This is a genomic window from Streptomyces sp. NPDC055013, from assembly GCF_053608645.1.
In genome coordinates this window covers 15,305-34,587 of record NZ_JBSGVW010000047.1, presented here as the reverse complement: position 1 = coordinate 34,587, position 19,283 = coordinate 15,305, and the positions used below count along the sequence as shown (strand labels likewise).

The following is a 19,283-nucleotide window of genomic DNA, read 5'->3' as shown; positions in this document are numbered from 1 at the left end:
CCCCTCCCGGCGGTCCTTGAAGGCCACGGACGCCCAGGCGGGAGACCGGACCCAGGGCTCGCAACAGTACTCCATTTGGGCCACGTGCGTGGATTGGCACGCCGCCCAACTTCTGACAAGAAGTGTGACTCGGCCGTCCGTTGGGCGGTTTGCGGATCTTGAAAGTGGCGTACTTCACGCAAACATCGGAAGCGGAACTATTGCTTTCGTCCGTACGCCGCCCAGCAGCGACGTCGGTTGACCGTGCGGGGCGAGCCGGTCGGACGCTAGGCCCCCAACACCCGCCGCAGGTAGTCGTTCTGGAACCGGCGGTCGGGGTCCAGCCGGTCCCGCAGGGCCGTGAACTCGCCGAAGCGCGGGTATACCCGAGCGAAGTAATCGGCGTCCCGCGTGTGCACCTTGCCCCAGTGCGGGCGACCGTCGTGCGCGGTGAAGATCTGCTCCGCGGCGGTGAAGTACCGCTGGTACGGCGTGCCCTTGACCATGTGGACGGCGATGTACGCACTGTCACGGCCCGAGGCGGTGGACAGGGTGATGTCGTCGGCCGGCGCGGTGCGCACCTCGACCGGGAAGCTCACCCTGAGACCGGAGCGCTCGACCATGGCCTTCAGTTCGCGCAGCGTCTCGACGACGGCCTCGCGCGGGACGGCGTACTCCATCTCCACGAAACGCACCCGGCGCGGCGATGTGAAGACCTTGTAGGGGATGTCGGTGTAGGTCCGCGAGGACAGCGCCTTGCTGGAGACCCGGGCGATCGTGGGGATGCTGGCGGGCGCCGCGCGGCCGACCCACTGGGCCACCTGGAAGACGCCGTTGGAGAGGATCTCGTCCTCGAGCAGGCCCCGCAGCTGGGGTACCGGCTTCTCCGGGCCCGCACTGCGGTTGTTGCGCTTGGTGTTGGTGCTGCCGGTGTGCGGGAACCAGTAGAACTCGAAGTGCTCGTTCTCGGCCCACAGTTCGTCGAAGTCCGACAGGACCTTGTCGAGCGGCATCGGCTCCTCGCGCGCGGAGAGCAGGAAGATGGGCTCGACGGCGAAGGTGATCGCGGTGACCACGCCCAGGGCGCCGAGGCCGATCCGGGCGGCCGCGAAGACGTCGGGGTTCTCCTTCTCGGAGCAGGTGAGCACCGAACCGTCCGCCGTGACCAGTTCCAGGGCCTTGATCTGGGCGGCGATCGAACCCGACTCGCGGCCCGTGCCGTGGGTGCCGGTGCTGGTGGCGCCGGAGACCGTCTGCTCCATGATGTCGCCCATGTTGGTGAGCGAGAGCCCCTCGCGCGCGAGTGCCGCGTTGAGCCTCCTGAGCGGGGTGCCCGCCTCGACCGTGACCGTCATGGCCTCCCGGTCGATGTCGCGGATGCCGGTCAACAGCTGAGGGTGGATCAGCACGCCGTCGGTGGCGGCAATGGACGTGAAGGAGTGTCCGCTGCCGACCGCCTTCACCTTCAGGCCGTCCTCGCCGGCCCGGCGTATCGCCGCCGCCAACTCCTCGACGGAGGCGGGGGACACCTCCCGCGCGGGGCGGGCGGCAACCGTGCCGCCCCAGTTACGCCACGTGCCGTTCCTGCCGCTCGCTGTGCTGCTCAACGGTGCCTCCCCGACGCGGAGCCGGCTTGCTGAGCCGGCGGTACCCCAGGAAACCGACCACGACCGCGACAGCCCCGGACACCGCCGGAACCCCGTACCCGGCGCCCGCACCGGCGGCGTCGATCACCCAGCCGGCCGCGGAGGAGCCGAGCGCGACCCCGACCGCGAGCCCGGTGCTCACCCAGGTCATGCCCTCGGTCAGTTGCGCGCGTGGTACGTGCTCTTCGATCAGGGACATGGTCGTGATCATCGTGGGAGCGACGGCCATGCCCGAGACGAACAGCGCCACGGCCAGAAACGGCAAGTTTCCGACCAGTAGGAGGGGGATCATACTCACGGCCATCGCGCATATGCCCAGCAGCCAACGACGTTCGGGCGCCCCCTTGAAGTGCAGCAGCCCGAACACGGCGCCCGCCGCGCAGGAGCCGGCCGCGTACAGGGCGAGGACGATGCTGGCGGCGCCCTTGTGCCCCTGCTCCTCGGCGAAGGCCACGGTGACCACGTCGACGGCACCGAAGATCGCTCCGGTCGCCACGAAGGTGGCCACCAGGACCTGGAGACCGAGCGAGCGCAGCGCCGAGCCGTCGTCGTGGTGCTCGCGCGGGTGCGGCGCGGGCTCGGTGGCCCGCTGCGCGGTCAGCCAGAAGACGCCGACCGCCAGGAAGCAGCCCGCGAGCAGCGGCCCGGCCTCCGGGAACCATGCCGTGGACAGGCCGATGGAGATGATCGGCCCGAAGATGAAGCAGACCTCGTCGATCACGGACTCGAAGGAGTACGCCGTGTGCAGCTGAGGCGTCCCGCGGTACAGGGCGGCCCAACGGGCACGGGTCATCGCCCCGATGCTCGGCACACAGCCGATGCCGACGCACGCCACGAACAGCACCCAGTCCGGCCACTCGTAGTGGGCGGCGAACAGCAGCAGGGCCGCCGCCACTAGCGCGATCAGAGTCGCGGGACGCAGCACCCGCCGCTGCCCGTACCGGTCGACCAGCCGAGAGACCTGCGGACCCGCCACCGCTGCGGCGAGCGCGATGGTGGCGGACAGCGCGCCGGCGAGTCCGTAGCGCCCGGTCAGCTGGGACACCATGGTCACGACGCCGATGCCCATCATGGACAGCGGCATCCGGCCGAGGAACCCCGCGGCGGAGAAGCCCTTGGAGCCGGGGGCGGCGAACAGGGCGCGGTAGGGGCTCGGCACGGGGGTCTCCGTCAGGCAGGAGCAGCGGGGCTGCGGTGGCTCGGGGTGGTGCAGGCAGGCGTGCGGGCGCCCGGCTGGGCGTGAAGGCGCCCCGTAAGGCGTGTGGATGGCCGATACGGCTTACGAGTTAGGTGACCCTAACGCACCCGCTCGGACGCAGGGGGAACCCGGGTGGTCACCCCGCCGTTTCCAGGCTGTCAGTACCGGATGACAGGATCGATCCATGCCAGACGTGCGCGATGCCACCCCCTACGACGCCCTGCTCCTGCTCTCGTTCGGCGGCCCCGAGGGCCCGGACGACGTGATCCCGTTCCTGGAGAACGTCACCCGCGGGCGGGGCATCCCCACCGAACGTCTCAAGGAAGTCGGCGAGCACTACTTCCAGTTCGGCGGCGTCAGCCCCATCAACGATCAGAACCGCGCCCTGCTGGACGCCCTGCGCAAGGACTTCGCCGAGCACGGTCTGGATCTGCCGATTCACTGGGGCAACCGCAACTGGGCGCCGTACCTGACGGACACGCTGCGCGAGATGGTCGCTGACGGCCGCCGTCGCATCCTCGTCCTCGCCACCAGCGCCTACGCGTCCTACTCGGGCTGCCGGCAGTACCGCGAGAACCTCGCGGACTCGCTCGCCGCCCTTGAGGCCGAGGGCCTGGAGCTGCCGAGGATCGACAAGCTGCGGCACTACTTCAACCACCCCGGCTTCCTGGAGCCGATGATCGACGGCGTGCTCGACTCCCTCGCCGACCTCCCCGAGGACGTCCGGGACGGGGCCCACATCGCGTTCTCCACCCACTCCATCCCGACCGCGGCCGCCGACAGCTCCGGCCCCGTCGAGGACCACGGCGAGGGCGGGGCGTACGTCGAGCAGCACCTGGACGTCGCGCAGCTGATCGTCGACGCGGTACGTGAGCGCACCGGCGTCGACCATCCCTGGCGGCTCGTCTACCAGTCCCGCTCCGGCGCCCCGCACATCCCGTGGCTGGAGCCCGACATCTGCGACCACCTCGAGGAGCGGCACGCGTCCGGCGCCCCGGCGGTCGTGATCGCCCCCATCGGCTTCGTCTCCGACCACATGGAGGTCCTCTACGACCTCGACACGGAGGCCAGGGCCAAGGCCGAGGAGCTCGGCCTGCCGATGCGCCGCTCGGCCACCGTCGGCGACGACCCGCGGTTCGCCGCCGCGATCCGCGACCTCGTCCTGGAGCGTGCCGCCGTGGAGCGCGCGCAGGAGGTCACGCCCTGCGCCCTCGGGGCACTCGGGGCCAGCCACAACCTCTGCCCGGTGGGCTGCTGCCCGTCCCGCGCACCCAGGCCCGCCGCGGCGGGCGCCGACAGCCCCTACGCATGAGGAGCCCCGTGACCGACGCCCTGCACACGGAACTGCTCGGCCTCGCCCAGGAGGCCGCCCGCCGCGCGGGAGAACTGCTGCGCGACGGCCGGCCGGCCGACCTCGCGGTCGCGGCGACCAAGTCGAGCCCGATCGACGTGGTCACCGAGATGGACATCGCGGCCGAGAAGCTGATCACGGGCCTGATCTCCGAGCACCGCCCGGACGACGGTTTCCTCGGCGAGGAGGGTGCCTCCACCGAGGGCACGAGCGGCGTCCGCTGGGTGATCGATCCCCTGGACGGCACCGTCAACTACCTCTACGGACTGCCGACTTGGTCGGTCTCCATCGCCGCCGAGCAGGACGGGGAGACGGTCGCCGGTGTCGTGGCTGCCCCGATGCGGGGCGAGACCTTCCACGCGGTCCGCGGCGGCGGCGCGTGGGCCACGGGCGCCTGGGACGGTGAGCGCAGGCTCGCCTGCCGTCCCACGGCCCCGCTCGCCCAGTCCCTGGTCTCGACAGGCTTCAACTACGTCACCGAGGTGCGCACCCACCAGGCCGACGTCGCCCAGCGGCTGATCCCCCTCCTGCGCGACATCCGCCGCGGTGGCTCGGCCGCGATCGACCTGTGCGACCTCGCCGCCGGCCGGCTGGACGGCTACTACGAGCGGGGCCTCAACGCCTGGGACCTCGCGGCCGGGGACCTCATCGCCCGTGAGGCGGGCGCCCTGACGGGTGGGCGCCCCGGAGAGCGTCCGTCACGCGACCTGGCGGTGGCTGCGACGCCGGGGGTCTTCGAGCCCCTGCAGCAGCTCCTGGAGGACCTGGGCGCCTGGCACGACTGACGGCACCGCACCGGCGAAGAGGAGAGCCCCCGGCGCTGGATTCGCCGGGGGCCCTCTGGTGCTCAGTAGCCAGTCAGACGCTCGTCGCGCCGACTTCCACGCCATGCTCGGCGGCGAGGCGGCGCAGGTCGTCGAGCTCGCCCTGCTCCACCTCGACGAGGAAGTCGTCGCCCTCGTCGAGAGCCCGCGTCAGGTCGGACTCGGTCGCCCTTATGCGCTGCAGAAGTCCTGCGGTGAATGCGTCCATGCTGCGCCCCCTCGTCCTGGGTCGGGTGGGTCGGTGGCACGGGGGTGTGCCGGTTCGGAAGGGACGATCACGTCTCCGGTGGATGCCCAGCGCTGCCCTTGCCGGGCGGCGACGGTGCCGGACACCCACATCCACTCTGCGGAAAGCGGATCCCCTCGTACCGCATGGTGGTGCGGTACAAGCAGAGCGTGATCGCGGGGTGTAAAGCCGTCCTCCCCCCGCTCTCTTCCGCGGAAACCTCAACCGGAAGAGAAAATCTCGCGTTCCCGGGCTTCACACCCGTCCTTCAAGGCCCACTCACCCGTCTTACCGCCGACTTATGGCCGAAAAGGGCAGGATGGAGGCCAAGACACCCGACAAAGACCCCTGCCCGCGCGCGATCACACGCGCTACGCGGGTGGACACAGGAAGGACAAGCGACGTGCGCGTACTCGTCGTCGAGGACGAGCAACTGCTCGCCGATGCGGTGGCCACCGGACTGCGCCGGGAGGCCATGGCCGTCGACGTCGTGTACGACGGTGCGGCCGCCCTGGAGCGCATCGGCGTCAACGACTACGACGTGGTCGTCCTCGACCGCGACCTCCCCCTAGTGCACGGCGACGACGTCTGCCGCAAGATCGTCGAACTCGGCATGCCCACGCGCGTGCTGATGCTCACGGCGTCGGGCGACGTCAGCGACCGTGTCGAGGGGCTGGAGATCGGCGCCGACGACTATCTGCCCAAGCCCTTCGCGTTCAGCGAGCTGACGGCACGCGTGCGTGCCCTCGGCCGCCGCACGAGCGTGCCGCTGCCGCCCGTCCTGGAGCGCGCCGGCATAAAGCTCGACCCCAACCGCCGCGAGGTCTTCCGCGACGGCAAGGAGGTGCAGCTGGCGCCGAAGGAATTCGCCGTCCTGGAGGTGCTGATGCGCAGCGAGGGCGCGGTCGTCTCGGCCGAGCAGCTGCTGGAGAAGGCCTGGGACGAGAACACCGACCCGTTCACCAACGTGGTCCGGGTGACCGTCATGACGCTGCGCCGCAAATTGGGGGAGCCGCCGGTGATCGTCACCGTCCCCGGTTCCGGCTACCGGATCTGATTCACCATGGCCACGACACCCGCGCCGCCTCCGCAGGCGCCCCCGAAACCCACCTGGGCCCCCCGCAGGGCGGAAACCGCCTTCCCGTGGCTGCGCCCCACCATCCGCATACGGCTCACGCTGCTGTACGGCGGCATGTTCCTGATCGCCGGCATCCTGCTGCTGTCGATCATCTATCTGCTGGCCGCGCAGGCCATCAGCACGGGCAACCAGCCGCCGTTCAAGATCGTGAGCGCCAGTAACGAGATCAGGGTCGCGAGCGCCGACTGCCCCGCGGTCAACAACGCCAACGGCCTGAGGCTCGACGAGTTCAACTCCGCGATCAGCGAATGCATCGACCAAAAGCGCCGGGTCGCTCTGGACGATCTCCTCAGCCGCTCCCTGCTGGCCCTCCTCGGCCTCGCGATCATCGCCTTCGCGTTCGGCTACGCCATGGCCGGCCGTGTCCTGTCGCCGCTGGGCCGGATCACCCGGACCGCGCGCGCGGTGGCGGGCTCGGACCTGTCCCGCCGTATCGAACTGGACGGCCCGGACGACGAGCTGAAGGAGCTGGCCGACACCTTCGACGAGATGCTGGAGCGATTGCAGCGGGCCTTCACCGCCCAGCAGCGCTTCGTCGGCAATGCCTCGCACGAGCTGCGCACCCCGCTCGCGATCAACCGCACGCTCCTCGAGGTGCACCTGTCGGACCCGGGCGCACCGGTGGAGCTCCAGCAGCTCGGCAAGACGCTGCTGGCCACCAACGAGCGCAGCGAGCAACTGGTCGAGGGCCTGCTGCTGCTCGCCCGCAGCGACAACCAGATCGTCGAGCGCAAACCGGTGGACCTCGCGGAGGTGGCCGAGCAGGCCGTCGACCAGGTGCACGCGGAGGCGCAGGCCAAGGGCGTGATGATCCGCGGCGAACAGAAGCCCGCGGTCGTCCAGGGAAACGGCGTGCTGCTGGAGCGGATCGCGCTGAATTTGGTGCAGAACGCCGTCCGGTACAACATCGCGGAGGGCGGCTGGGTCGAGGTCACCACCGAGATCCAGCACGGGCAGGCCGTCCTGGTCGTCTCCAACACCGGACCGGTGGTGCCGGCGTACGAGATCGACAACCTCTTCGAGCCGTTCCGGCGGCTGCGTACGGAGCGCACCGGCAGTGACAAGGGAGTGGGCCTGGGACTGTCCATCGTGCGGTCCGTGGCGCGGGCGCACGGCGGAAACATCTCGGCGCAGCCACGTGAGGGCGGAGGTCTCGTGATGCGAGTCACCCTTCCGGTCTGAGACCATGTGCGCCGACACCCGGCGGGTATTCGGGGATGTTCGCTTTGCGCGGAATTTTCTGGGCACCCGGTCGGCTGTTCCATGTGTGATCGATCACAAGGGCGGTTTTCCGGCCATCTACTCTCCGTGATCATGTGCCCAGTCGGAAAGCCGGGAAAATCCGGGTTTTCGGGGGTCTTGATCACGGGAAGTACACGGTGAGACGCCTTTGAACTGCGGCATTGGGACCGTGTACGGTCCCGTTCGCCATCCAAGCCGATCACTCTTGAGGAGTCCGGTTGGGTGTCGATTGAGTAACAGACCTTGATGTGAGGCAAAATCTCCGCCTCGGGTCGGGCACAAGTCCGGCCTCTCACGCGTTACGTGCGCTGGAGACACCGCAGACACCCAGAGGGGGAGAGCGACATGGCAACGGATTACGACACCCCACGCAAGACCGACGACGACGTCGACTCGGACAGCCTTGAAGAGCTGAAGGCCAGGCGGAACGACAAGTCGACGTCCGCAGTGGACGTCGACGAGTTCGAGGCTGCCGAAGGCCTGGAGCTGCCCGGCGCGGACCTCTCGAATGAGGAGCTGGCCGTCCGGGTGCTGCCCAAGCAGCAGGACGAGTTCACCTGCATGAGCTGCTTCCTGGTGCACCACCGCAGCCAGCTGGCCCGGGAGAAGAACGGCCAGCCGATCTGCCGCGACTGCGACTGAGGTCGGGTCGGGCATGACTGGCTCGACCCCTCCTTGGAAGCGCCGCTTCCCCGCGCGGGGAGCGGACCAGGGGCCGTCCGACGGCTCGTACGGCGCGCGTGAAGGCGAGCGGGGCTCATCCGGTAAGGGAGCCTCGCTCGAACCGATGTCCGGGGCTGACCTCCCGGCATCGGTGGAGGTTCCCGCGCCCGTCGCGAAGCGGCGGGTCGCGGTGATCCGGGAAAAGGCCAGGGAAGGGGTCCGTAAGGGCGGCAGCCGCGCCAGGACGGGCCTGGCGTACCTGGCCGACCGGATCATCGAGAACGCCCCGCGGATCCCCGTACGGGACCTCGCGACCCTGCGTCGGCACTTCCCGGGCCTCGGGCCCGAGCAACTCGCGGACAAACTCGTGGCGGGCGCCGCGAACGCGAGCTCCACGGTCGGTGCGGGAGTGGGTGCGGCGGCGATGCTGCCGGTGCCGCCCGCGATGCCGACGGAACTGGCCGCCGAGATCACCGGTGTGGCCGCCATCGAGCTGAAGATGATCGCCGAGCTGCACGAGGTGTACGGCGTACGCCCGCCCGGCAATCTCAGAGAACGCAGCACCGCGTATCTGTCCTCGTGGTCCGAGGAGCGCGGCATCGACCCGATGAAGCCTGCGACGATCAACGCCGCCCTCGGCGGGCAGATGAAGCGCGAGCTGCGTCAGCAGATCATGAAGCGCATGGTCCGGAACCTGCCGAACCTGATGCCCTTCATGGTGGGCGCCGCCGTCGGCGCGGTCATGAACCGCCGGGACACCAAGAAACTCGCGGCACGCATTCGGGCGGACCTCCGGAAGGTCCAGGTCCCGTGGGACGAGCTGCCGGAACTGCCGGCTCTGGAACGCCCGGCGCACCCGCTCGAGATGGGCGACATCATGCGTGAAGCCCGGCACAAGAAGCGCGGCGACGGCTGAGAACCGGCAGTCGGGACGCCCGAGAGGAGCCGTTCGGAGTGCCGCGGCGAAACCTTTACGACGTGCAGAGCAAGCCTTGACCAGGGCCGGTGACGGCCCGCTCTGGTGTGCTAGGCCGAGACCTTCGCCGCCTTGATCGCCTCCGCCAGCCGCTCCGGCTCACGGGTCGACAGATAGAGGTACGGGGTCGGGTCGTCGGGGTCGGTGACCTCGACCCGCAGGGCCGTGGGGATGTACGCGCGCAGCAGCAGGAAGGCCCGTGTGTCGGCCTTGTGGGTGCGCCAGGCGCGGGCCTCCTCGGGGTCCAGCACGTGTGCCTCGCCCAGCGCCCGCACCGGAACCTTCGCCTCACCGGCGATCAGCGCGTCGCCCACCACGCGGATGCGGACCGAGCCGTACGAGCTGGCCATGACGGCCGCCACGGCGGTGCCGCCGGCCAGGCCGGCGAGCATGGGCAGCGTGCCGAAGGGCAGCAGGATCAGGGCCAGGGAGAGTCCGACCAGGAACGAGACCAGCCACCAGGAGCGGGGGGCGGTGAGGCGTTCTTCGTACGGGGCGGCGGAGAGCTGCATGGAGCCAAGCTTGGCACGGTGTCCGGATACAGCCGACGCGCGGGTAAGGTCTGCGGCTGTGAGTGGCAATTCCCCGTCTCTTGAGCCTCCGGCCGACGCCGTGAAACCGGTGCGGCATCCCGCGGCCCCCGCGCCCGGTGAGCTTCTCGGCGCGCACTACGGCGAGTGTTTCGGCTGCGGCGGCGAGCAGCCCCACGGACTGCACCTGGAGGCACGGGCGGGTGACGGCGTCGGCATCACGGCCGAGTTCACCGTGCAGCCCGCCCATCAGGGCGCGCCCGGGCTGGCGCACGGCGGTGTCCTCGCGACCGCCCTCGACGAGACCCTCGGCTCGCTGAACTGGCTGCTGCGGACGATCGCCGTGACCGGACGGCTGGAGACCGACTTCGTACGGCCGGTTCCGGTGGGCACGGTCCTGTACCTGGAGGCCGAGGTGACGGCCGTGGCGGGCCGCAAGATCTACTCCACCGCCACCGGCCGGATCGGAGGCCCCGACGGACCCGTCGCCGTCCGTGCCGACGCCCTCTTCATCGAGGTGAAGGTCGACCACTTCATCGACAACGGCCGCCCGGAGGAGATCCGGGCCGCCATGAACGACCCGGACCAGGTCCGGCGTGCCCGTGCCTTCGAGGTGAACCCGTGAGCCGTGAACCCCTGAACGTGCTGATCCGCCGGGTCGACCCGGACGTACCGCTTCCGACGTACGCGCTTCCCGGCGACGCGGGAGCCGATCTGCGCACCACCGAGAGCCGCGAACTCAAGCCGGGGGAACGGGCCGTGCTGCCCACCGGGGTGTCTGTCGCCCTCCCGGAGGGGTACGCGGCCTTCGTGCACCCGCGCTCCGGTCTCGCCGCCCGCTGCGGTGTCGCCCTCGTGAATGCCCCGGGGACGGTTGATGCCGGGTACCGTGGGGAGATCAAGGTGATCGTGGTGAATCTCGACCCGCACGAGCCCGTGCGGTTCGAGCGCTTCGACCGGATTGCCCAACTGGTTGTCCAGCAGGTCGAGAGGGTTCGCTTCCAGGAGGTCGCGGAGCTTCCCGATTCGGCACGGGCCGAGGGGGGCTTCGGGTCCACCGGCGGGCATGCCGCGGTGGGCGAAACAAGCGATACAAGCGGTCAGGCCGCCGATGGCGGCACTACGGGTGGGAATCGATACGCTTCGGTCGTATCCGACCGGGAAGGACAGTGACGTGTTCGGACGTCGCAACAAGAAGGGTGCCGCCGAGGACGCGGCGGGCGAGCCCGAGCAGGTCGTCGACATCGACACTGAGGCGGACGACGACGGTACGCGCGAGCGCGTACGGCTGGAGCCGGAACCGCGGCCCGACGGGCCCTGGGACAGCTCCGAGGTCCGCGAGCCCGGCGAGGGCCGGGTGGACCTGGGCGGCCTGTTGGTGCCGGGCGTCGACGGCATGGAACTGCGCGTGGAGGTCGCGGGTGACGCGATCGTCGCGGCCACGGTCGTGCTGCGCGACAGCGCCATTCAGCTGCAGGCCTTCGCCGCGCCCAAGCGCGAGGGCATCTGGGGCGAGGTGCGCGAGGAGATCGGCTCGGGCATCACTCAGCAGGGTGGCATCATCGACGAGGTCGAGGGGCCGCTCGGCTGGGAACTGCGGGCCCAGGTACCGGTTCAGCTGCCGGACGGCACGGGCGGTTTCCAGGTCGTGCGGTTCGTCGGCGTGGACGGCCCCCGCTGGTTCCTGCGCGGTGTGATCTCGGGTCAGGGTGCCGTGCAGCCGCAGGCGGCCGGTCTGCTCGAGCAGATCTTCCGGGACACGGTCGTGGTCCGCGGCGAAGGCCCGATGGCCCCCCGTGACCCGATCGTCCTGCAGCTTCCGACCGACGCCCAGATGGTCCCCGAGGGCGTCCAGCAGGAGGAGGCCGGTTCGCGCTTCTCCGGCGGCATGGGTCAGCTCCAGCGCGGGCCGGAGATCACCGAGGTTCGCTGAATCTCGTAGCGACATCAGGGCCGTACCCCTCAGGGGTACGGCCCTTTCTCGTGCGTGAACTCTTGACGGTGCATTGGTCTGTACCTACCGTCTCGGCCCAACGCGCCTGTTCATAAAGGCGCTTCACGTTCACATACGAGAACGGAAGGCCCCCCACGCATGCGCAGAACCGCACTCCTCACGGCCGCGGCCGCCCTCGTCGCCGGTGTTCTCGCCTGGCCCGCCGGCGCCGCTCCCACCACCTTCGTCCACCCCGGAGTCACCGTCTCCAAGAGCCAGTTGGACTTCACCCGCTCCAAGGTCAACGCAGGCGCCCAGCCCTGGAAGGGCGCCTTCGACCGGATGATGGCGAGCAAGTACGCCGATCTGAACCGCACCCCCAAGCCCCGCGCGGTCGTCGAATGCGGGTCGTACTCGAACCCCAACTACGGCTGCACGGACGAGCGTGAGGACGCGATAGCCGCCTACACCCAGGCTCTGGCCTGGTACATCACCCGCGACGAGCGGCACGCGAAGAAGGCCATCGAGCTGATGGACGCCTGGTCGGCCACCATCAGGGACCACACCAACAGCAACGCGCCCCTGCAGACGGGCTGGGCCGGCTCGTCCTGGCCCAAGGCCGCCGAGATCATCAAGCACACGTACACCGGGAACTGGGCGAACTCCGGCCGGTTCGCCACCATGCTCCGCACCGTCTACCTGCCCGAGATCATCAACGGCTCGAACTCCAACGGCAACTGGGAGCTGTCGATGATGGAGGCCGCCGTCGGCATCTCCGTCTTCCTCGAGGACAAGGCGTCGTACGACAAGGCCATGGGGAAGTTCCGTACCCGTACCGCCGCCTATGTGTACCTGTCCTCGGACGGCGATCTGCCGAAGACCGTGCCGAGCCAGAACCTCAACACCCGCGAGAAGATCGTCAACTACTGGCAGGGGCAGTCCACCTTCGTCACCGGCCTCACCCAGGAGACCTGCCGCGACTTCACGCACACCGGCTACGGCATCTCCGCGATCTCGCATGTCGCGGAGACCAGCCGGATCCAGGGGCAGGACCTGTACGGCACCGACGTCGGTGAGCGGCTGCGGCACGCGCTCGGGTTCCAGGCCAAGTACGAGCTCGGTGAGGGCGTGCCCAGCTGGCTGTGCCGCGGCTCGCTGAAGCTCGGGCTCGGACCGGTCACCGAGGTCGGGCACAACGCCCTGGCCAACCGGCTCGGCCATGCCATGACCAACACCGAGACGCTGAACACACGCAATCGCCCGTCCGGCAGCAACAACCTCTTCGTGGCCTGGGAGACCCTCACACACGCCGACAACCCCAGCTGAGTTCCCGCGACGTACCTGGCGGGAGCGTCAGAGTTGCGTCAAAGACGCTCCCGCCGCCGCACCCGGCCCCATTTGTCGCGAATATTGGCCGTAAGGTCGACGCTGCGTAGGCAGCAGTGGCCGGAACACAATGAGGAACATGGGACGCGGCAAGCTTCGGATCTACCTCGGTGCGGCACCGGGCGTCGGCAAGACGTACGCCATGCTGTCCGAGGCGCACCGGCGGGTGGAGCGGGGCACCGACTGCGTGGTCGCGTTCGTGGAGCACCACGGCCGGCCGCGCACCGAGGTGATGCTGCACGGGCTGGAGCAGATACGGCGCAAGGACCTGATCTACCGGGAGAGCGCCTTCACCGAGATGGACGTCGACGCCGTCCTGGCCCGGCATCCGCAGGTCGCGCTCGTCGACGAACTCGCCCACACCAACATCCCCGGCTCACGCAACGCCAAGCGCTGGCAGGACGTGGAGGAACTCCTCGCCGCCGGCATCGACGTGATATCGACCGTCAACATCCAGCACCTGGAGTCGCTGGGGGACGTCGTCGAGTCGATCACGGGCGTACGGCAGCAGGAGACCGTGCCGGACGAGGTGGTGCGCCGGGCCGACCAGATCGAGCTCGTCGACATGTCGCCCCAGGCGCTGCGGCGGCGGATGGCGCACGGCAACGTCTACCAGCCGGACAAGGTCGACGCGGCCCTGTCGAACTACTTCCGCCCCGGGAACCTGACCGCCCTTCGCGAGCTGGCGCTGCTCTGGGTGGCCGACCGGGTCGACGAGTATCTGAAGCAGTACCGCAGTGATCACCGGGTGTCGAAGATCTGGGGTTCACGGGAGCGGATCGTCGTGGGTCTGACCGGCGGCCCGGAAGGCCGGACGCTGATCCGCCGGGCCGCCCGGCTGGCGGAGAAGGGCGCGGGCGGCGAGGTGCTGGCCGTCTACATCGCCCGCAGCGACGGCCTGACCTCCGCCTCGCCCAAGGAGCTGGCCGTCCAGCGCACCCTCGTCGAGGACCTCGGCGGCACCTTCCACCATGTCGTCGGGGACGACATCCCGGCGGCCCTGCTGGCCTTCGCGCGCGGTGTGAACGCCACCCAGATCGTCCTCGGCTCCTCGCGCCGCAGGAGCTGGCAGTACGTGTTCGGACCGGGGGTGGGCGTGACGGTGGCCCGGGAGTCGGGCCCCGACCTCGACGTGCACATCGTCACGCACGAGGAGGTCGCCAAGGGGCGCGGACTTCCCGTGGCCCGGGGAGCGCGCCTCGGCCGGGCACGGATCATCTGGGGCTGGTTCACCGGCGTCGTCGGCCCCGTGCTGCTCACGCTGCTGCTGACCCATGTCGACGCCGACCTCGGTCTCGCCAACGACATGCTGCTGTTCCTGACCCTGACAGTGGGCGCCGCCCTGCTCGGCGGGCTCTTCCCGGCACTCGCCTCGGCGGCGGTCGGCTCGCTGCTGCTGAACTGGTTCTTCACGCCGCCCGCCCACACGCTGACCATCGCCGACCCGAAGAACCTGCTCGCGCTCGTGATCTTCGTTTTCGTGGCGGTGTCGGTCGCCTCCGTGGTCGACCTCGCCGCCCGCCGCACACACCAGGCGGCACGCCTGCGCGCCGAGTCGGAGATCCTCTCCTTCCTCGCGGGCAACGTGCTGCGCGGCGAGACCGGCCTGGAGGAGCTGCTGGAGCGCGTCCGCGAGACCTTCGGCATGGAGTCCGCGGCCCTGCTGGAGCGCGCCAGTGACGTCGACCCGTGGACGTGCGCGGGCCGGGTGGGCCTGGAACGGGCACCGCAGCGGCCCGAGGACGCGGACGTCGACGTACCGGTCGGCGACCACATGGCGCTCGCGCTGACCGGCCGGGTGCTGCCCGCCGAGGACCGCCGGGTGCTCGCCGCCTTCGCGGCACAGGCCGCGGTCGTCCTGGACCGCCGCAGGCTCCAGGAGGAGGCCGACCAGGCCAAGGAGCTGGCCGAGGGCAACCGGATCCGTACGGCGCTGCTCGCGGCCGTCAGCCATGACCTCCGTACGCCGCTCGCCGGCATCAAGGCGGCGGTCTCGTCGCTGCGGTCCGACGACGTGGCGTGGTCGGAGGAGGACGAGGCCGAACTGCTGGAGGGCATCGAGGAGGGCGCCGACCGGCTCGACCACCTCGTGGGGAACCTCCTGGACATGTCCCGGCTGCAGACCGGCACGGTGACGCCGCTCATCCGCGAGATCGACCTCGACGAAGTGGTGCCGATGGCGCTCGGCGGGGTGCCGGAGGACAGCGTGGAGCTGGACATCCCGGAGACGCTGCCCATGGTCGCCGTGGACCCCGGGCTGCTGGAGCGGTCGGTGGCCAACCTGGTCGAGAACGCCGTCAAATACAGCCCGGAGGGCAGCAAGGTCCTCGTCGCCGCCAGCGCCATCGCCGAACGGGTCGAGGTCCGGGTGGTCGACCGTGGCCCCGGCGTGCCCGACGAGGCGAAGGAACGCATCTTCGCGCCCTTCCAGCGCTACGGCGACGCCCCGCGCGGAGCCGGAGTGGGGCTCGGGCTCGCGGTCGCGCGCGGCTTCGCCGAGGCGATGGGCGGCACACTCAACGCCGAGGACACGCCGGGCGGCGGCCTCACCATGGTGCTCACGCTGCGGGCGGCGGGAACGCGCGCGGCGCTTCACGAAGAGGGGGGCGTACCACTGGAACCCCCCGTGGAACCCGAAAGGCAGGCCACATGCTGAGCCCGACCGGGGGGACCCCCCAGGCCCCCACGAGGGTGCTGGTGATCGACGACGAGCCGCAGATCGTGCGCGCCCTCGTGATCAACCTCAAGGCCCGCAAGTACGAGGTCGACGCGGCCCACGACGGAGCCACCGCCCTCGAACTCGCGGCCACCCGCCACCCCGACGTGGTCGTCCTCGACCTCGGTCTGCCCGACATGGACGGCGTCGAGGTGATCCGCGGGCTGCGCGGCTGGACCCGGGTGCCGATCCTGGTGCTGTCCGCCCGGCACTCCTCGGACGAGAAGGTCGAGGCGCTGGACGCGGGCGCCGACGACTACGTCACCAAGCCCTTCGGCATGGACGAGCTGCTCGCCCGGCTCCGCGCCGCCGTCCGCCGCGCCGAGCCGGTCGGGCCCGGCGAGGGCGACGTCACGACGGTGGAGACCGAGGCGTTCACCGTCGACCTGGCCGCGAAGAAGGTCAACCGGGGCGGGAAGGACGTACGGCTGACCCCCACGGAGTGGCATCTGCTGGAGGTGCTGGTCCGCAACACCGGGAAGCTCGTCAGCCAGAAGCAGCTGCTCCAGGAGGTGTGGGGGCCGTCGTACGGGACGGAGACGAACTACCTGCGGGTGTACATGGCACAGCTGCGCAGGAAGCTGGAGGGGGACCCGTCGCACCCCAAGCACTTCATCACCGAGCCGGGGATGGGGTACCGGTTCGAGAAGTGAGCCGCCGGGCGGGTCGGCAGCGGCTGGTTCGGGCGTCGGCACCGGGGGTACGAGAGTGTCGGTGCACCCCGGTAGGCTTCAAGACATGAGTGCTGTTCCTCGTTCGGAAAAGTCGGTGGGCCGGTTCCGGCGCATGCTCGACCGGCTCTCCTCGTCGCAGGAGGACCTGGAGTCCGAGGAGCTGCGTGAGGACGCCGAGACGGCCGGCTGTATCAAGATCGGTGACTGCCGTGACCGACAGATAGTGACGGTTACTGGTACCTTGCGCACGGTCACCCTGCGGCCGCGTGCGGGAGTCCCCGCCCTGGAGGCCGAGCTGTTCGACGGCTCCGCCGCCCTGGACGTGGTGTGGCTCGGCAGGCGCTCCATAGTCGGGATAGAGCCGGGGCGCCGGCTGATCGCATCGGGCCGGGTCTCCATGAGCCGGGGCCGCCGGGTGCTGTTCAACCCGAAATACGAACTGAGACCCCTCGGACGGGAGTAGCCGGTGACGTCGCTCGACAAGCCGACTGAAGACACCACCGACACCACCGCAGACGCCGAGCAGAATGCCCGGGCGGTGACCGAGGCTGCGCTCTTCGAGGCCTTCGGCGGCATGCGCGGCATGATCGAGACGGTGCTGCCCGGTCTGCTCTTCGTCACCATCTACACGATCAACAAGGACCTGCACCTGTCGGCCATCGCCGCGCTCGCGGTTTCCTTGGTGCTGGTGGTGGTGCGCCTCGTCATGCGAGACACCATCAAGCACGCGTTCAGCGGCGTCTTCGGCGTCGCCTTCGGTGTCGTGTTCGCGATGATGACCGGCAACGCGAAGGACTTCTACCTGCCCGGCATGCTCTACACGCTGGGACTGGCGCTCGCGTACATCATCACGACCCTGTGCGGTGTGCCGTTGATCGGGCTGATCCTGGGCCCGGTGTTCAAGGAGAACCTCTCCTGGCGCACGCGCAATCCCGGGCGCAAGAAGGCGTATGCGAAGGCCAGTTGGGCGTGGGGCCTGATCCTGCTCGCCAAGTGCGCGATCCTCTTCCCGCTGTACTGGTGGGCGGACACCACGCAGTTCGGCTGGGTCCTGATCGCCCTGAAGATTCCGCCGTTCCTGCTGGCCGTGTGGCTGACCTGGGTGTTCCTGGCGAAGGCGCCCGCGCCGATCGACGTGTTCGCGGAGATGGAGGCGGCCGAGAAGGCCGAGCGGAAGGCTGCCGCCGGCTCGGGCGAGTAGGTACCCGGCGTTGGTGTGGCCCGTGCTGGGGGCGGCAGCCCCCAGACCCCCGCTATCGGCCTGAACGGCCTCGTCCTCAAACGCCGGACGGGCTGGTTGTGACCGGTCTGAACCCAAAGGTGAAGGGCGCCCTGCGATCTGCAGGGCGCCCTCCGTCGTCGTAAGCCCGCAGGGGCTAGCCCGCCGCGTCCTCGCGCCGGACCGACAGCAGGTCCTCCAACTGTTCCTCCCGGGCCTGGGCGGCCACGAAGAGGAGCTCGTCCCCTGCTTCCAGGGAGTCCTCGCGGGAGGGGGTGAGGACCCGGGTGCCGCGGATGATGGTCACCAGGGAGGTGTCCTGGGGCCATTCCACGTCGCCGACCTGGGTGCCGGCGAGGGCCGACTCCTCCGGCAGGGTCAGTTCGACGAGGTTGGCGTCGCCGTGGCTGAAGCGCAGGAGGCGGACCAGGTCGCCGACCGAGACCGCTTCCTCGACCAGGGCCGACATAAGGCGGGGGGTGGAGACGGCCACGTCGACGCCCCAGGCCTCGTTGAACAGCCACTCGTTCTTGGGGTTGTTCACGCGGGCCACGACGCGCGGCACGCCGTACTCCGTCTTCGCCAGCAGGGAGACGACCAGGTTGACCTTGTCGTCGCCCGTCGCGGCGATCACCACGTTGCAGCGCTGGAGGGCTGCCTCGTCCAGCGACGTGATCTCGCAGGCGTCGGCCAGCAGCCACTCCGCCTGCGGGACGCGTTCGACCGAGATGGCGGTCGGCGCCTTGTCGATCAGAAGGACCTCGTGGCCGTTCTCCAGCAGTTCGCCCGCGATCGAGCGGCCCACCGCACCGGCACCGGCAATGGCGACCCTCATCAGTGACCGCCCTCCTCTTCGGGACCCTTGGCGAACGCCGCCTCGACCTTGTCGACCTCGTCGGTGCGCATCATGACGTGCACCAGATCGCCCTCCTGCAGCACCGTCTGCGAGGTGGGCAGGATCGCCTCACCGAGCCGGGTCAGGAAGGCGACGCGGACGCCCGTCTCCTCCTGCAGCCTGCTGATCTTGTGGCCCACCCAGTCCGTGGACGCGTGCACCTCGGCGAGCTGAACGCCGCCGGTGGGGTCCCGCCACAGCGGCTCGGCGCCCGAGGGCAGCAGGCGGCGCAGCATCTGGTCGGCCGTCCAGCGGACCGTGGCCACGGTGGGGATGCCGAGGCGCTGGTAGACCTCGGCGCGGCGGGGGTCGTAGATCCGGGCCGCGACGTTCTCCACGCCGAACATCTCGCGGGCCACGCGCGCGGAGATGATGTTGGAGTTGTCACCGCTGGAGACGGCGGCGAACGCGCCCGCCTCCTCGATGCCCGCCTCGCGCAGGGTGTCCTGGTCGAAGCCGACGCCGGTCACCCGGCGGCCTCCGAACCCGGGGCCCAGCCGGCGGAACGCGGTGGGGTCCTGGTCGATCACGGCGACCGTGTGCCCTTGTTGCTCCAGGGTCTGGGCAAGAGCGGAGCCCACCCTTCCGCAACCCATGATGACGATGTGCACGGCGCTTACCCCGCACTCCTCGTGAGGCGTCTGACTTGCGTGAACGTGGTGCTCATATCCTTCTCTCGGTTCGCCG

20 protein-coding genes are annotated in these 19,283 nt (G+C 69.9%); 14 read left to right on the top strand and 6 right to left on the bottom strand.

The window, feature by feature from the left end; translation table 11 throughout:
* Window positions 1-266: 266 nt before the first annotated feature.
* On the bottom strand, window positions 267-1,586 hold the full coding sequence (locus tag ACWGDB_RS37520; RefSeq protein ID WP_453826555.1) for a D-arabinono-1,4-lactone oxidase: 1,320 nt from the start codon (window positions 1,584-1,586) through the stop codon (window positions 267-269).
* The gene (locus tag ACWGDB_RS37515) at window positions 1,546-2,784 is read right to left on the bottom strand and encodes an MFS transporter (protein ID WP_453826554.1); all 1,239 of its coding nucleotides are present in this window, start codon (window positions 2,782-2,784) and stop codon (window positions 1,546-1,548) included. Before ACWGDB_RS37515 ends, ACWGDB_RS37520 begins: the two co-directional genes overlap by 41 nt.
* Window positions 2,785-3,007: 223 nt before the next feature.
* Between ACWGDB_RS37515 and ACWGDB_RS37510 the strand changes: the two genes are divergently transcribed.
* Both ACWGDB_RS37510 and ACWGDB_RS37505 read left to right on the top strand, forming a co-directional pair.
* Entirely contained in the window at window positions 3,008-4,135 is a 1,128-nt protein-coding gene (locus ACWGDB_RS37510) for a ferrochelatase (RefSeq protein ID WP_453826553.1), read from the top strand.
* A gap of 8 nt (window positions 4,136-4,143) precedes the next feature.
* Window positions 4,144-4,959, top strand: coding sequence for an inositol monophosphatase family protein (locus tag ACWGDB_RS37505; protein WP_427839551.1), 816 nt, complete (start codon window positions 4,144-4,146; stop codon window positions 4,957-4,959).
* 73 nt (window positions 4,960-5,032) lie between these two features.
* Here the strand turns inward: ACWGDB_RS37505 and ACWGDB_RS37500 are convergent, their stop codons facing one another.
* Window positions 5,033-5,206 carry a hypothetical protein gene (locus tag ACWGDB_RS37500; protein ID WP_328878653.1) on the bottom strand — a complete coding sequence of 58 codons (174 nt, stop codon included), beginning with the start codon at window positions 5,204-5,206 and terminating at the stop codon, window positions 5,033-5,035.
* Between the two features lie 421 nt (window positions 5,207-5,627).
* On the opposite strand from ACWGDB_RS37500, the gene ACWGDB_RS37495 reads away from it, so the two are divergent.
* The 4 genes from ACWGDB_RS37495 to ACWGDB_RS37480 all read left to right on the top strand — a co-directional run bounded on the left by ACWGDB_RS37495 (window position 5,628) and on the right by ACWGDB_RS37480 (window position 9,183).
* Complete coding sequence (locus ACWGDB_RS37495; RefSeq protein WP_007385219.1) at window positions 5,628-6,281, top strand: response regulator transcription factor; 654 nt, start codon at window positions 5,628-5,630, stop codon at window positions 6,279-6,281.
* 6 nt (window positions 6,282-6,287) lie between these two features.
* The gene (locus ACWGDB_RS37490) at window positions 6,288-7,544 is read left to right on the top strand and encodes a sensor histidine kinase (RefSeq protein WP_453826552.1); all 1,257 of its coding nucleotides are present in this window, start codon (window positions 6,288-6,290) and stop codon (window positions 7,542-7,544) included.
* 405 nt (window positions 7,545-7,949) lie between these two features.
* On the top strand, window positions 7,950-8,246 hold the full coding sequence (locus ACWGDB_RS37485; RefSeq protein WP_005481602.1) for a DUF4193 domain-containing protein: 297 nt from the start codon (window positions 7,950-7,952) through the stop codon (window positions 8,244-8,246).
* Between the two features lie 13 nt (window positions 8,247-8,259).
* Complete coding sequence (locus tag ACWGDB_RS37480) at window positions 8,260-9,183, top strand: hypothetical protein (RefSeq protein ID WP_453826551.1); 924 nt, start codon at window positions 8,260-8,262, stop codon at window positions 9,181-9,183.
* 110 nt (window positions 9,184-9,293) lie between these two features.
* On the opposite strand, the gene ACWGDB_RS37475 is transcribed toward ACWGDB_RS37480, so the two are convergent.
* Window positions 9,294-9,755, bottom strand: a complete 462-nt coding sequence (locus ACWGDB_RS37475; RefSeq protein WP_427839549.1) for a DUF3093 domain-containing protein — start codon at window positions 9,753-9,755, stop codon at window positions 9,294-9,296.
* 58 nt (window positions 9,756-9,813) lie between these two features.
* On the opposite strand from ACWGDB_RS37475, the gene ACWGDB_RS37470 reads away from it, so the two are divergent.
* The 8 genes from ACWGDB_RS37470 to ACWGDB_RS37435 all read left to right on the top strand — a co-directional run bounded on the left by ACWGDB_RS37470 (window position 9,814) and on the right by ACWGDB_RS37435 (window position 17,683).
* Window positions 9,814-10,398, top strand: a complete 585-nt coding sequence (locus ACWGDB_RS37470) for a PaaI family thioesterase (protein ID WP_453826550.1) — start codon at window positions 9,814-9,816, stop codon at window positions 10,396-10,398.
* On the top strand, window positions 10,395-10,946 hold the full coding sequence (gene dut / locus ACWGDB_RS37465; protein ID WP_383604654.1) for a dUTP diphosphatase: 552 nt from the start codon (window positions 10,395-10,397) through the stop codon (window positions 10,944-10,946). Before ACWGDB_RS37470 ends, dut begins: the two co-directional genes overlap by 4 nt.
* A gap of 1 nt (window position 10,947) precedes the next feature.
* Complete coding sequence (locus tag ACWGDB_RS37460; RefSeq protein WP_328422478.1) at window positions 10,948-11,706, top strand: DUF3710 domain-containing protein; 759 nt, start codon at window positions 10,948-10,950, stop codon at window positions 11,704-11,706.
* A gap of 159 nt (window positions 11,707-11,865) precedes the next feature.
* Window positions 11,866-13,032 (top strand): alginate lyase family protein, encoded by a 1,167-nt coding sequence (locus ACWGDB_RS37455; protein WP_453826549.1) that lies wholly within the window; start codon window positions 11,866-11,868, stop codon window positions 13,030-13,032.
* Between the two features lie 139 nt (window positions 13,033-13,171).
* The gene (locus ACWGDB_RS37450) at window positions 13,172-15,748 is read left to right on the top strand and encodes a DUF4118 domain-containing protein (protein WP_453826548.1); all 2,577 of its coding nucleotides are present in this window, start codon (window positions 13,172-13,174) and stop codon (window positions 15,746-15,748) included.
* Window positions 15,742-16,461 carry a response regulator gene (locus ACWGDB_RS37445; RefSeq protein WP_453826547.1) on the top strand — a complete coding sequence of 240 codons (720 nt, stop codon included), beginning with the start codon at window positions 15,742-15,744 and terminating at the stop codon, window positions 16,459-16,461. The genes ACWGDB_RS37450 and ACWGDB_RS37445 overlap by 7 nt, the downstream gene beginning before the upstream one ends.
* Window positions 16,462-16,546: 85 nt before the next feature.
* Window positions 16,547-16,945 (top strand): OB-fold nucleic acid binding domain-containing protein, encoded by a 399-nt coding sequence (locus tag ACWGDB_RS37440; RefSeq protein ID WP_217211415.1) that lies wholly within the window; start codon window positions 16,547-16,549, stop codon window positions 16,943-16,945.
* A 3-nt stretch (window positions 16,946-16,948) separates the two neighbouring features.
* The gene (locus ACWGDB_RS37435; RefSeq protein ID WP_453826546.1) at window positions 16,949-17,683 is read left to right on the top strand and encodes a DUF3159 domain-containing protein; all 735 of its coding nucleotides are present in this window, start codon (window positions 16,949-16,951) and stop codon (window positions 17,681-17,683) included.
* Window positions 17,684-17,858: 175 nt separating this feature from the next.
* Here the strand turns inward: ACWGDB_RS37435 and ACWGDB_RS37430 are convergent, their stop codons facing one another.
* Together ACWGDB_RS37430 and ACWGDB_RS37425 are read right to left on the bottom strand one after the other, a co-directional pair.
* Window positions 17,859-18,536, bottom strand: a complete 678-nt coding sequence (locus ACWGDB_RS37430; RefSeq protein ID WP_062670424.1) for a potassium channel family protein — start codon at window positions 18,534-18,536, stop codon at window positions 17,859-17,861.
* Complete coding sequence (locus tag ACWGDB_RS37425) at window positions 18,536-19,207, bottom strand: potassium channel family protein (protein ID WP_328422468.1); 672 nt, start codon at window positions 19,205-19,207, stop codon at window positions 18,536-18,538. Before ACWGDB_RS37425 ends, ACWGDB_RS37430 begins: the two co-directional genes overlap by 1 nt.
* Between the last annotated feature and the right edge of the window lie 76 nt (window positions 19,208-19,283).